General features: G+C 42.6%; 12 protein-coding genes and 1 riboswitch. All 12 genes read right to left on the bottom strand.

Annotated elements, in window-relative coordinates:
• Nucleotides 1–13: 13 nt before the first annotated feature.
• The 12 genes from FD977_RS04750 to FD977_RS04695 all read right to left on the bottom strand — a co-directional run bounded on the left by FD977_RS04750 (nt 14) and on the right by FD977_RS04695 (nt 12,547).
• The gene (locus tag FD977_RS04750) at nt 14–802 is read right to left on the bottom strand and encodes an amino acid ABC transporter permease (protein WP_215306779.1); all 789 of its coding nucleotides are present in this window, start codon (nt 800–802) and stop codon (nt 14–16) included.
• 32 nt (nt 803–834) lie between these two features.
• On the bottom strand, nt 835–1,749 hold the full coding sequence (locus FD977_RS04745) for an amino acid ABC transporter substrate-binding protein (RefSeq protein WP_215306777.1): 915 nt from the start codon (nt 1,747–1,749) through the stop codon (nt 835–837).
• Between the two features lie 186 nt (nt 1,750–1,935).
• On the bottom strand, nt 1,936–2,436 hold the full coding sequence (locus FD977_RS04740; protein WP_251369549.1) for a c-type cytochrome: 501 nt from the start codon (nt 2,434–2,436) through the stop codon (nt 1,936–1,938).
• A 105-nt stretch (nt 2,437–2,541) separates the two neighbouring features.
• Nucleotides 2,542–3,777: a sorbosone dehydrogenase family protein gene (locus FD977_RS04735; protein WP_215306775.1), complete on the bottom strand. Its 1,236-nt coding sequence runs from the start codon at nt 3,775–3,777 to the stop codon at nt 2,542–2,544.
• 147 nt (nt 3,778–3,924) lie between these two features.
• Nucleotides 3,925–6,036 (bottom strand): TonB-dependent receptor domain-containing protein, encoded by a 2,112-nt coding sequence (locus FD977_RS04730; protein ID WP_215306773.1) that lies wholly within the window; start codon nt 6,034–6,036, stop codon nt 3,925–3,927.
• 102 nt (nt 6,037–6,138) lie between these two features.
• Nucleotides 6,139–6,744 (bottom strand): alternative oxidase, encoded by a 606-nt coding sequence (locus FD977_RS04725; protein ID WP_215306770.1) that lies wholly within the window; start codon nt 6,742–6,744, stop codon nt 6,139–6,141.
• 153 nt (nt 6,745–6,897) lie between these two features.
• Entirely contained in the window at nt 6,898–7,083 is a 186-nt protein-coding gene (locus FD977_RS04720) for a hypothetical protein (RefSeq protein ID WP_215306768.1), read from the bottom strand.
• Nucleotides 7,084–7,201: 118 nt separating this feature from the next.
• A riboswitch (glycine riboswitch) is annotated at nt 7,202–7,306 on the bottom strand.
• Nucleotides 7,307–7,593: 287 nt separating this feature from the next.
• Nucleotides 7,594–8,619 (bottom strand): fumarylacetoacetate hydrolase family protein, encoded by a 1,026-nt coding sequence (locus FD977_RS04715; RefSeq protein ID WP_215306767.1) that lies wholly within the window; start codon nt 8,617–8,619, stop codon nt 7,594–7,596.
• A 360-nt stretch (nt 8,620–8,979) separates the two neighbouring features.
• A complete protein-coding gene (locus FD977_RS04710) occupies nt 8,980–10,287 on the bottom strand; it encodes an aspartate aminotransferase family protein (RefSeq protein ID WP_215306764.1) in 1,308 nt (435 codons plus the stop codon).
• Between the two features lie 14 nt (nt 10,288–10,301).
• Nucleotides 10,302–11,228, bottom strand: coding sequence for an NAD(P)-dependent oxidoreductase (locus tag FD977_RS04705; RefSeq protein WP_215306763.1), 927 nt, complete (start codon nt 11,226–11,228; stop codon nt 10,302–10,304).
• Nucleotides 11,229–11,230: 2 nt separating this feature from the next.
• The gene (locus FD977_RS04700; RefSeq protein ID WP_215306761.1) at nt 11,231–11,941 is read right to left on the bottom strand and encodes a trans-aconitate 2-methyltransferase; all 711 of its coding nucleotides are present in this window, start codon (nt 11,939–11,941) and stop codon (nt 11,231–11,233) included.
• A gap of 426 nt (nt 11,942–12,367) precedes the next feature.
• Nucleotides 12,368–12,547 carry a hypothetical protein gene (locus tag FD977_RS04695; RefSeq protein WP_215306759.1) on the bottom strand — a complete coding sequence of 60 codons (180 nt, stop codon included), beginning with the start codon at nt 12,545–12,547 and terminating at the stop codon, nt 12,368–12,370.
• Between the last annotated feature and the right edge of the window lie 474 nt (nt 12,548–13,021).

Genomic DNA, 13,021 nt, shown 5'->3' with positions numbered 1-13,021 from the left:
GCCCCATCAACATCTAGTGAGCCAAGCTTGCGTCATTGGAAACAATAAAACCCGGAATACGATTACGCTTTTCAATTAGCGTCATTACTCGATTCACTGCGAATGCCGAAAGCGCGTATAGCAAGGTCACTGCTAAGTAGATTTCAACACCCTTAGATGTTTCTTCTTGGGCCTGCATTGCAAATAAGGTTAGCTCTGGTACAGAAACCGCAAAAGCCACGGAGGAGTTTTTAATGAGATTCATACACTCCGAGGTCAGTGGTGGCATCACAATCCGTAATGCCATTGGCAAGATAACGTAACGGTAACTTTGCAGGGTTGTTAAGCCTAATGCAGTTGCAGCAGCCGTTTGTCCGCTAGGTAGGGATTGAATACCCGCCCTGACCTGCTCAGCTATACGAGCAGATGTAAAGAAACCCAGAGCAATACTCACTAACCAATAAGATGGCAAAGACTTTAAGGGCAATACAAAAGATGGAATGACGTGATACCAAAGAAAGACTTGTACCAAAATGGGGATGTTTCTGAATAGCTCCACCCAAGCAGTAGAAATACGAATTAACCATCTATTCAGAAAGCTGGTAGCTGGCAGAGTACGGAGGGTACCCATCACCGCACCCAGAATGAAAGCAATCATCAAGCTTAGGGCTGCTACCGCCAAAGTCCAGCCCCAGGCCTTCATCAGCCAATCTAGATAGCTTGGATCACTATTTTGAGCTAAGCCAAACAGCGCGGAGAAGCAGTGATCCACCACTTCTCCGTCTAAGGTGTTCTTACAAAAAACACCTAAATCTAAAGACATAGGGTTGGCTCGTATTTAGTGATCACTACCGATTATTTTTTGTTGTAGTCTTCAGCAGGCTTATCATTGAGGTTAGCCCATGCGTTTTTAGTTGCTGGGGACAATTCAAGACCAACAACAATATTCTTAGGTGGAATTGGAGCTAAGAACCATTTATTCCAAAGCTTAGGCATATTGCCGTTAGCCACAATCTTGGCAATCGCAGCATTTACTGCAGCCTTAAATTCCGGATCATTTTTGGGGACCATGATGGCAATAGGCTCAGTTGCCAATACCTCACCAACAATCTTGTAGTCCTTTGGATTTTTGGAGTTGGCAATATTACCAGCCAGAATAGAACCATCCATAACGAAAGCATCAGCACGGCCAGACTCTAGCAATAAGAAGCTATCAGCATGATCCTTACCAAATACTTCGTCAAAATTAACGCCATTGGCTTTTTCATGTTTACGTAATAACTGTACTGAAGTAGTACCGGTAGTGGTAGCAACTTTTTTACCAGCTAGCTGAGCAATTGAAGTAATGCCAGAGTTTGCTTTGACTGCAATCCGAACCTCTTCAACGTAAAGGGTGTTTGCAAAACCCACGTCCTTGGCACGCGCAGTATTGTTAGTCGTTGTACCGCACTCAATATCAACTGTGCCGTTTTGAACTAAAGGTACGCGATTCTGAGATGTCACGGGTTGATAGTTAATACGTAAAGTGCTCATGCTAAGCTTATCTTTTACGTCAGCCAAAATCATGCGGCAAACTTCAACGTGATAGCCATCAAAGCGGCTATCACCAATGGTGTATGACATTGGAATAGACGATTCGCGGACACCCATAGTGATGGCACCAGTAGATTTCATCTTATCCATTGTTGCGCTGACAGCAAAAACAGATGTAGCGCCCAAAAATAATGTTGTAGCGATTAAGTAGTTAAGACTGAGTTTTTTGTATTTCATGAATATCTCCCTCTTGTTAGACATATTAATATTAACAGCCAGTATTTCGATGCGAAAAGAGTGAAGCCATCGTCGTAGTCGTTAAAAGAGGGGCGAGCTATATATGGCAAGAATGCACCTCTAAAATGAAAACCATCTGAACTTCTCGTTTAGATCTGCACTAAATTCAAATAGCGCATCGCTCAATTACTGTAATTGTGACAGATAGTGGGCAATTGCTTTTAAATCATCATCCGTCATACCGTATAGAGATGCCGCCATGATCGTATCTCTACCTGTAGCTTGATTTGAACGAAACTGTCTCATACTGTACAAAAGGTAATCTTCTCTCTGAGCAGCAATTCTTGGCATCTGATCTCTGCCAACATAGCTAGGCAAATGACATGTTCCGCATAAGGCCTCTTTTGAAATCACTTGGCCCTTTTCAAATAAAGCAGCATTCCTAGAGCCCGCTTGTGAAATGGCTAGACTATTGGTGTAAAACTTTGCAATCGCAACAATGGCAGCATCATTTAAGCCATCAAGCTGCCCCTTCATAACGGGGATATCCCGCATGCCTTCACGAATCATAATGAGATTGTTTTCCAAAAATATCTTAGGTTGACCCGCTAGTGATGGAATACCCGCCATCGTGGAATTACCATCGGCGCCATGGCAAGCGCCACAGACAGCCAGCTTGGCACCCATGTCTTGCCCATAAGAATGCGGCGTAACTATCGAGAGATAAACCCCCGAGAGTAACGCCGCTATTTTTACCAATCTCATTAAAGCCAATACGATCTATATCACTGCTTATTTCTTGTAAGTAATTCTGTAGATAGCGCCTAGCTGTTCATCTGTTAGCAACATAGAGCCATCACGCAATTGCATGAAGAATGTAGGGCGACCCCAAAATGATTGATCGGCAGAATTCATAAAGCCAGTAATGAATGGTGTGATCTTGGCATTCTTACCATCAGCATCTGCTTTCACCGTCACTACATCATAGCCTGACTTGACGTTGCGATTCCATGAACCTTTGCGCGCTATGAATGCCACATTTTTATATTCAGCCGGGAACATATTGCCGGTATAAAACTTAATGTCCATTGCAGCTGCATGAGCCCCTAATAAGGCAACAGGTTTAGTGACGCCCTCACAAGCATTTGGCTTAATAATTTTGTCATCAGGCATGTTGCCCTCATGACAATAAGGGAAGCCAAAGTTTTCACCTTTTTTAGCGAGGATGTTCAGAGTGTCATTGGGCTTGTCATCCCCCATCCAATCGCGGCCATGGTTTGTAAACCACAGTTGCTTGGTAACGGGATGCCAATCAAAGCCTTGGGTATTTCTAACGCCGGTGGCTAATACTTCCATGCCTGATCCATCTGCGTTATAGCGACGGATCTGAGCATACTCAGGGGTTGGCAGTTCGCAAATATTGCAAGGCGCGCCAAAAGGTACATACAACTTACCATCTGGACCAAAAGCTAAATATTTCCAGTTGTGATGTTGTTCTGGTGGCAATTTAAACTTAGACGTTAAATCGACTGGTGCCACATTGGGATTTTTGCCAATGCCGTCATAGCGTAAGACTTTATCAATTGCCATCACATAGAGCGATCCATTTTTATAGGCAACACCTGAAGGCTGTACCAACTTATCAACCACAACTCGGCTGGTACGTTCTTTGCCGTTATCGCTGACTTCATAGACACGACCAATTGCACGGGTACCGATGTAAATCTTGCCATTGTCACCCATGGCCATTTCACGAGCACCGGGAATACCAGTTGCATAGACTTCAATCTTGAAGCCAGGAGGCAATTTCAATGTATTGAGTGGAATTTCGCTTGCTGCTGTTGTGGTCATCTTTCCAGGCATTGGCGCCAAGGTCGAAGTGGCCATATCTGCACCAATGCCCTGCTTCCATGCTGGCGCTGGGGCAGTCTCGGCTTTAGGAGGTGGTGTAGTTGAGCAGCCTTGCAGAATCATCAAGGACATGGTCAAGGTAGAAAGTGTTGCTGACGAAATAAGTCGCTGGGACATGGTTGTTTCCATTCTTTTTTTATGACTAAATTTTTTATACAGTTAGTACTATCAATTTAATTCTTTTTTAGCGTAATGGCTATAGTCTGGTACTAGGGTTTTGCCTTATAAAGCAGCAACAAATTGACTCTGGGGCACATTTTGAGCTTACTTAAATTGATAGCTTACATTGCCACCGATGATCCAATTGCGCCCGGGGGCAGACTCATAAAACTGGCTGCTAGTCTGATTAACAATGACAGACCCAACGTATGAGCGATCCAATACGTTGTTGATCCTAAAAAATTGTGAGGACGACCAGCCACTAGTGAGCTCTTGACGCAAAACACCACGTATATTCATCACAGCATAGCCATTTGCCATGCTCAAGCTATTAATGTCATTGACCGCCATCGAGCCATTGACCCTCGCCTCTACTGCAGCCTCCATCGATTTATTAGGTTTGGCCCAAAGGAGTTCAGAAAACAGGCCTTGATTAGGAACGCCAGGAATTCGATTACCGCTGAGCACAACATTGGTTGTGGTCGGGATACCGGTAGCTTGATAAGTATATGAATATGCCTCTTTGACAGTTGCGTTTAACCAAGTGTATGCAAGATTCATTTCAAAATCATAGGGCAATTTAAATTGCGAACCGAGCTCCATCCCCTGTCGATTCGTCTTTGGAGCATTGGTAAATGCAGTTCTTCCAGAGCTCGAAGCGCCGACCACGATATCGTTTGTGGTGTTGGCATTAAATAGGGCTACATTGATTTGAGCTGACTTTGATACTTTTGATTTAAAGCCAACCTCAAGCTGTTTGGTAGTAGCAGCAGATAAACCGAAATTTGAGCTACTAAAATTAGAGTTATAGGTTACTTGATTTAGCGTAGGAGTATCAAAGCTAGATCCATACGAGATATATACATTCGAAAGCTCGGTTAAATAATATTGCAATGACATCATGCTAGTGAGCGCCTGATAAGTATTGGAGCCACTACTTGTATTATTTAATGCAGGACTATTACTAATTGAGCTCAAAGTGGTTGTGGAATTTCTGGCGCCCATATTGAGTGATAGACGCTCAAGCAAACGCCAATCTAAATGAGCATATTGATCAAAGTTTTTGGCACTCATGCGGTAATTTTGACCAAGCGCTCCCTGCACGCCCCCATTATTTTGATAGGTCATGCGCTGATCATCATTCTCGTTCATGTCAACGCCACCGACCAAAGTAAATGGCATCTCTAGCATTTGGCTTTTATGAACCCATTTGCTATCCATGCCATAAAAGTTTCGCTTTAAATCAATGACCCCGTTACTCTGGGCGGCCAGGAATTGAGTGACATGACGCTGGCCGTAATAAGGAGTAAACAACAGCTGATTTTCTTGATCCACACGGGTATCAATCGTAGCGCCCGTCTGAGACTGCAAAACTGACTTACGTGTATTTTGGCTAATGGCACTATTGCCAGCTTGTTTTGGGTTAGTAACTAATTGCGATGACGTTAGTCCCAGTGGATCTTGAGCACTTAAATTAACATTATTAGCAATGAACGTGACGGCTGTATCACCACCCATCTTAAACTTCAGCTTTGAATTTGCATTAAATCGATCTGCTACGCTATGCTCCCGATAGCCGTTGGTATGAAAGTCTCCTACATCTAGAAGATAGTTAGTATCGCGATAAATACCGCTTGCCTTAACGCCTGCTTTTCTTTGCGAGTAAGACCCCACCTCAAAGTAAGGTTCTACCTCGTTATTTGGTCCGCCATCTTGCGTAAAGATACTGATCACTCCGCCAGATGAATTGCCATAGAGAACAGAATATGGGCCGCGCATGACCTCAATTCGCTCAGTAGATGGCAAATCAATATGTGAGATCTGACCCTGTCCGTCCGCAACGGTACCGGGAATATTATCAACAAAAATTTTGATGCCCCGCGTACCAAAAGTAGAGTTTGCTCCAAAACCGCGGGAGGATATTTGAAGATCCTGTGCATAGTTTTGACGATTTAAGGCAAAGATACCTGGAACTCGATTCAATGGCTCGGCAAGATTATCCATTGCCTGACCGTTTTCAATCTGATTGCGGTTAACTACATTAATAGAGGCTGCGGTGTCTAATATTTTCTGCTCATATCCACTGGCTGAGACCACAATCTCATCAAGTGGCGGGGCTTCATACTCAGGCTGATTTGCAAGCGCTGGCTTAATGAAAATACTACTTGCGAATAGTGCAATTGCCTTTTTACGAAAAGCAGGACTTCTAGAATTCATTTTTCATATAAAGCTGAGGATTTATAAGCAAGGGCTCATCGTAAATTTTGGCATGCCCAGCAAGACTCGAACATGTGACCTAAGCCTTAATAGGCTAGACCATTAATCATATTCACTGGCAAATTGATGGTTTGTATCTCGGTGATGAGCCTCATCATTTCGGACGGCAATCACAACATCACGCAAGGTTGCGTTGGCATCCAGTTTCCAATAATCGATAGCGATCTTAGGAGCAAGAACATTCGGCGTGCGTCCCTCATCAATTTCTTTTAAATATTCGGTATAGGAGTAGACAGCCTCCTCCTCAAAATAGCCGACTATACGATGTGCCGTCCTTGGAAATAAGACATAGATAATGAAAAAGAAATTCCAGAAAATAGCTTGTGTGATCAAGACTAGATAGCGCTCAAACATATTAGGCTTTGCAATCTCGATAAAGGTCATTAAGTGCATTCTTTCGTTCTCAGCTTCTGCTAAGAGCGTACGGATCTTTGGTCCATAGCCAACCTTCATACTGCGTAGGCTGGTTAAATGAGTCCACATACCGGCCACCATTCCTGGAACTCCTGCGACGGTTTCCAAAACAACAGCTCGGTGCCCATAGCGTTTTTTAAAAAAAGTATCAGCAAAAAAACGCATGCCCTTAGTAAACGATAGAGCAACTCGATCAGAAAAACCAATGGGGGTGTAGTGGGCGATCTCTTTCATATCAAATACTTTAAGCGTTTTTTAGCTTTCTTGCCCGCAAGACCTCTTTTTACTTATTGGTGCTTGAGTATTTGGCCTGCTCGGCATGATTTGAGGGTGTGGCCTAGACCCTAAAAACCCCAGCTATTGCTAACTGGGGCTGTTAATTGACGATCAGGCTGGAGTCAATGACTTTGAAGACTTGCAGAAATCCACTATCAACTCTGAAAAGCCAAGGTGGCGAGCGCTCATTTTTCTGAAGCTCTCTAATTCGGCAATCGCTGGTGAAACTTCATTTTTATAGGAAGCATCCTCATATCCAGGATGAAAAGGTGCTTCTTGGACTAGTTTATTGCTCATGGTATGTATCCCTATTCAGTAAGTGAAAATGTAAACAATTGATCTGCAATAGCAAAAACTGAATTAGCTCGGAATTGTGTGCATGCGAAGTCTCCTAAAGTGCCATATCGATATGGCTGCCGCTCCCCCTGTCCCTGATACCTGAGAGATTCACACTACAGCGTAGCTGAGTGCTTGCTCCTTCGGTGCACCATAAAGATGGTGACTCTCCAGACGGCTATTTAGGATAAGCAGTACCTTCCTAATGGATACCTGAGCGTTCATGGGAGTTTGCGCCTTCGGTGGAGATTAGATCTCACTCTCCTGCTTGAGCAAAAGTATATCTTCAAGATTGAAACTTATTCAAGCCTTATTTAATAGAAATGTTGCTTTGAGTAAAAATGAGCTGCAAAGCATTGATTTAAAAGAACTAGTTGTTTTAGCAAAGTGATCTGCACAGCACCTAAAGTGTCAAGGTACCGCCAAACTAAAAAACCCCCACCATTTCTGATGAGGGCTTTAGGTTCTTAATCAGGCTACGGTAAATTTGAGGTTACCTAGCTTCTCAATACGGGTCTCTAGCTTATCGCCGGGCTTTAGCCAAACCTGTTTATCTTTTGGATACCCTGTTATCACCCCTTCCGGGGTGCCAGTAAAGATAATATCGCCTGGCTCTAGGGTAAAGATCTTAGAGGCATAGCTAATAATCTGTGCGCAATTAAAGACCATATCGTTAGTATTGGATGACTGACGAACCTCACCATTAACGTACTGCTCAATCTTTAGTTGATTTGGATTTCCAACTAAATCTGATGTCAAGATATAGGGGCCTATAGGCGCGAAACCATCATTGGTTTTGCCAATCATCCACTGGCTACTGCGTTGCTGTAAGTCACGCGCTGTAAAGTCTTGTCCTGTAGCATAGCCAAATACATATGACAAAGCATCGGCCTCACTAACGTTATATGCACGCCTACCCATCACAATAACTAACTCTGCTTCATAATCAAACTTTTCTGCATTGACTAATGATGCCTTTACAACGCCGTTATGGCTATTCAATGTGTTGTTGAATTTATTGAACAGAATTGGTAAGGTTGGGATGGGATTATTGGTTTCTTTAGCATGCTTTGCATAGTTCAATCCCACACAGATGATTTTCTCGGGATTAGTAACAGCCGGTGCATATTCAATTTTAGATTCATCTAAAAACAAATTTGGGCCGCCCTTACTCAATGCCAGACCTACCAGCTTACCCAGACCTTGATCACCATTCTGAATCAAATCATCAGTATTAATTGGTGCCTTAACCTTGAACTGCTTTGCTGCCTTAGCAACATCTAAAATACCTTTGTCCGTCTTTACACCTAAAACATATTTATTGTCGACTTTGTAATTGAGAACAGTCATGTTCTTTGCCATGTCAGGATTAGCAACTCTAACAGCGCCCGCACCAGGTCCAGCTGCCTCAGCCTGATTTGCAATAAAAGGGGTGGTTAGCGCAGCACCGCCGGCTAAAGCAGATACCTTTAGGAATTCACGTCTTTGATTGCTCATAGTCTCTCCATATTCACTTCTTGTAATAAAAGTTTTGCGACTAACAACAATCTAACATGAGGGTTGGCATCGTTATCGTAGGGATTACCCGAGAATGCTTTACAGAATATGTAAAGTTTTTTCAGTCATTTAAAGTGATCCAAGATATAAATATCCCTAGGTTCGAGTATCGAGAATTCACCAAATAGGTTTTAAGTCTTGTACGTGAGATGTTAGCCTGCCCAGCACGATTTGAACGTGCGACCTACGCCTTAGAAAAGCTCTTGGCTGCTGTGAAATCTCTCTATTTTAATAACTTACAGTAAAAATCGAACTATATTAATAATCATTACAACATGTTGGGTAATTTGATTATTTATTTCAGAGCGCTGATTTAATTGCTTTAGTAGCCACGTCCTCTAACCAAGCGAAGTCTATTTGACCATGGGCCTCACAGATAAACCAAGGCTCTCTTGAATCTGGCTCGAGCATTACTCCATACTCAATTAATTTCCAGGCAAATTTTTTATATAAGGTGTTGTTGACTTTTCGCCACTGACGATAATTATTGGGCACTTCGCTCGAAAAATGAATACCTAGCATTGCGGGAGGACCTGCAAAGGCATGCTCAATTCCCGCGGTGGTAAAGACGCGGCCTAATAGTGCTTGAATCTTTTGCCCCGCCTCGTCTACTGTTTTAAGGGCATTCGTATTTGCCAAAATATCTAAGGTTGCATGCGCAGCACTTAATCCGACTAAATTGGCTGTATAGGTTCCACCATGCACAACACCACCAGCATGAGAACCAACCACATCCATCACCTCAGCCCTTCCACCGAAAGCAGCAACAGGATAGCCATTACCCATAGCCTTGGCATACGTTGTCAGATCTGCATAAATCCCATACAAAGATTGGGCGCCACCCTTAGCTACCCGAAACCCCGTTTTGACTTCATCAATAATGAGGATCGTACCGTTTTGGCTACATAGCTCACGCAATCTTTGCAACCAACAATGGCAGGCGGCAATACTGCCTGCATTACCAATAATGGGCTCCAATAAAACACAGGCTAAAGAATCTTTCCGTGAGATAAAGAGTTGCTCAAGAGCCTCAAAATTATTGAGCTCAACAAAGTCAACGAGCTCACGGGTATTGTTGGGAATACCTGCCCCAAATGGAATGATTTTGGGGGGATGAAGATCGCCAGAATTCCAATTTTCGATATCAGACTTCCACATCATTTCATCAACTAGACCATGAAAGCTGCCTTCTACAATAGCAACTCGATCTCTGCCAGTAAAACCACGCGCCGTTCTGACTGCGCCCATCACGGCTTCGGTACCGGAATTAGCAAACCGTAACTTATCAATTTGCGGGCATAGGGCTTTGATTTGCTTGACTACCTCAGTATCCAGCGATGTAGAAAAACCTGACAGTGTTCCGCCTTCCTGAATTTGTCGAATGACCGCTTGATCTACTCGATCATCGCGATAGCCCAAAATAATTGGGCCATATCCCAAACGAAAATCAATATATTTTTTGCCATCACAGTCGGTCAGCTGAGCGCCCTTGGCTGAAGATATAAATACAGTTTGCTCATCACCCCAATAGCGATAGTTTTCTGCAACCCCTTGAGGCATATGCAAGTGTGCCTCTTGCATGAGTTTGACTTGATTTTTTAATGTCATGATCTGTGTAACGATTATGGGAGTGGATTTTGCAAGCTAGGGCGCAAATACGTGCCAACTCGATCTTCTAATAATTTGACTACATGTAACTCAGCAGCAGATGCGCCATAAGTCTTTTGAGCCTCCTCGAAGAGGCCTTGAACAAATTGACCCATAGTCAAGGTAAAGCCCTGAGACTGGGCAATTTGATTGACTAAATCCAAATCCTTACAACATAGCGCTAAAGAAAAACTTGGGTCATAGTGCCCTGCAAAAATAGATGGAATGTCATGTTGCGCTACCCAGCTATTACCAGCACTTGATTGAATCGCTTCAGCAACAATTTCAAGCGGAATATCAGCCTTAGCCCCTAACATCAAGGCCTCACCGATCACAGCAGCATGTGTAAACCATAGTAGATTGGTAAGCAACTTAATCGTAGCCCCATTACCAGGCTTGCCAACATAGAAGATTTTTTCGCCAAGCACTTCAAAAATGGGTTTGTATTTATCAAAATCCGATTGCTTGCCGGCAACAAAAATAGATAACTTACCAAGTGCTGCAAAGTCAACAGCATTAGTCACTGGCGCCTCTAAAAAGCCTACATTCTTTTGCTCTAGTAGGTTTGATAATTCTTGTGCAAGCTCTACCGAGCTAGTAGAGGTATCAATAATGATTGATCCTGGCTTGATTACATTAATAAGCCCACCTTCACCAAACATTACCTCTTTGACTTGTGCTGGGCCAGGTAATGAACAAATCACTACTTGAGATTGCTGACCAAGTTGCGTGATATTTTCTGCAAGATTTGCGCCCAAGGATACTAAATTTAGCGCCTTGTGAGGCTCACGATCAAAAACATTGACCCTATAACCTGCCTTTAATAAATTGGCAGCCATGGGATTACCCATATTACCTACACCAATAAAACCAACCAAAGGATCGCTAATCTTGATGGGCATCTTTAAATACGCTTAAATTCAAGAAAATGTTGGTGCTTTTCTGTCCGTTCCTCATACTCAAAACCATAACTCGAGAGTAATTGCTTAGCATCGCTAAAATTATAAGTACGGTAGTGGATCGTTTGAGCCATTACTCGATGACCTTTATCATCCAGGTAATAGTGCTTAGTGAATCCTAGCTCTAAAGGTTCGATCTTTTGTGAGTAAATCATCCCATTAGAAATAGGCTTCTCATAATCATGGTGCGGTCCTTGAATTCCTAGTAGCAATTTTCCACCGGACTGAACAAATTTACTTAAACTTTCAAGCCCAAGATGATTTGCATGCTCATCGTAGATATGGCTAACTAGAAACGGTTCTTTATCGCCATCAATTACAAAATACCAAACCCCACCATATGAAAATGCCAAACGATATTGCTGCTCAAGGCTTAACTCTGTAATATTTTGTTGGCTTAACTTAATGTTTGGATAAGACTCTAAACGTTTTTGGGCGATTTCAAGCATCGATTGGGTTAAGTCAATGCCGCGGATATTTGCGGTTGGCTCACGTTTAGCAATCTCTTCCAAAATTAAACCCGTACCACACCCAATCTCCAAAACATTCTCAAAAGGATGATGATTGAGTAACCCATCAACAATTGCCTGATAGTCGTAATACCCTGAGGTCATAATCGTGTCGTAATGTGCCGACATCTTGGTGTAATCACCCATCTGCTTTCCATTTCTAATAATGATCTTGCAATTTAAGAGATTAGCAGCTGTAAACGGGTGCTTTTTGTACTATAAACGAAGATAACTAAGTAATAGGTGTGATCTGATCCAAAATCTTACCAATTGAGCACAACAGTAAAGCTAGGATAGTCATTAACAATAAATTTTGGCCTGCTCAGCATGATTCAGACGTGCGACCCGTACCTTAGAAGTATGAATTAATACTTGAAAGTCTATATAATTCAATGGGTTACATCAATAAAATAGGATTGTGCAATACTTAAATATCTTTTAAGGTGGCACCTTAAGGACAAGACCCCCACCATTCCTGATGAGAGTTTTTGGATGTCTCAGAGCGAAATCAACTAGGAGCTAGGATCCACCATCCGGCCCCATAGCATTCTTAAATTCACTTCAATCTTTTCTCTAGAGAGATAGAATTTTGATACCAGTAGATATCACACCGTAGGCAGCAAAGGCGGCAGTACTCAAAACAGCAGTAAAAACCGAAACGGCCGAAGCGGTTACATAAAAGCTTGGTTTGTGCTTTGTAATTAATTTATCGTGCTTCTCGGGTTTCTGCTGCTGATTTGGTTTGTGTTGCATATTTGATTTCCTGAGGGGTGATGGTCGCCAGTTAGTTCTAATATTTCTATGAAGGTCATAATTATGTTACGACTAGTTAATCTAGCTTTCAGCCAAAATTGAACTAATAAGGTGCAGTGTGCACCAAATAGATGAAACTTTTATGACTGCCCATTTAATATTCAGAATGCTGATTAAACTTGGTTTGACCCCATGAAATTTGGCCTGCCCAGCACGATTCGAACGTGCGACCTACGCCTTAGAAGAATTCGTGGCTGCTGGAATGTGTATATATTTCAATGGCTTACAGCATAAAAATGACACTGTGTAATGAACTGTGCAACAGGTATGCGAGACAGAGTGCTTAATTAACCAAATCATAAGTTTAATTTACGCAAAATATGAACTCTAGTTTGAGTTTTCAAACTCAATCTCCGGCCCATAACCTACCTGATAAGAAACAAGTAAAGACTTCCGATGTATATCATGCACTTT

Source organism: Polynucleobacter sp. AP-Elch-400A-B2 (genome assembly GCF_018688355.1).
GTDB lineage: Bacteria > Pseudomonadota > Gammaproteobacteria > Burkholderiales > Burkholderiaceae > Polynucleobacter.
This window is presented reverse-complemented; position numbering and strand designations above follow the sequence as displayed.

Excerpts from the sequence above, each read along its gene's own strand:
- FD977_RS04750 (WP_215306779.1), bottom strand. The coding sequence starts at position 802 with ATGTCTTTAGATTTAGGTGTTTTTTGTAAGAACACCTTAGACGGAGAA.
- FD977_RS04745 (WP_215306777.1), bottom strand. The coding sequence starts at position 1,749 with ATGAAATACAAAAAACTCAGTCTTAACTACTTAATCGCTACAACATTA.
- FD977_RS04740 (WP_251369549.1), bottom strand. The coding sequence starts at position 2,436 with ATGGGTGCCAAGCTGGCTGTCTGTGGCGCTTGCCATGGCGCCGATGGT.
- FD977_RS04735 (WP_215306775.1), bottom strand. The coding sequence starts at position 3,777 with ATGTCCCAGCGACTTATTTCGTCAGCAACACTTTCTACCTTGACCATG.
- FD977_RS04730 (WP_215306773.1), bottom strand. The coding sequence starts at position 6,036 with ATGAATTCTAGAAGTCCTGCTTTTCGTAAAAAGGCAATTGCACTATTC.
- FD977_RS04725 (WP_215306770.1), bottom strand. The coding sequence starts at position 6,744 with ATGAAAGAGATCGCCCACTACACCCCCATTGGTTTTTCTGATCGAGTT.
- FD977_RS04720 (WP_215306768.1), bottom strand. The coding sequence starts at position 7,083 with ATGAGCAATAAACTAGTCCAAGAAGCACCTTTTCATCCTGGATATGAG.
- FD977_RS04715 (WP_215306767.1), bottom strand. The coding sequence starts at position 8,619 with ATGAGCAATCAAAGACGTGAATTCCTAAAGGTATCTGCTTTAGCCGGC.
- FD977_RS04710 (WP_215306764.1), bottom strand. The coding sequence starts at position 10,287 with ATGACATTAAAAAATCAAGTCAAACTCATGCAAGAGGCACACTTGCAT.
- FD977_RS04705 (WP_215306763.1), bottom strand. The coding sequence starts at position 11,228 with ATGCCCATCAAGATTAGCGATCCTTTGGTTGGTTTTATTGGTGTAGGT.
- FD977_RS04700 (WP_215306761.1), bottom strand. The coding sequence starts at position 11,941 with ATGGGTGATTACACCAAGATGTCGGCACATTACGACACGATTATGACC.
- FD977_RS04695 (WP_215306759.1), bottom strand. The coding sequence starts at position 12,547 with ATGCAACACAAACCAAATCAGCAGCAGAAACCCGAGAAGCACGATAAA.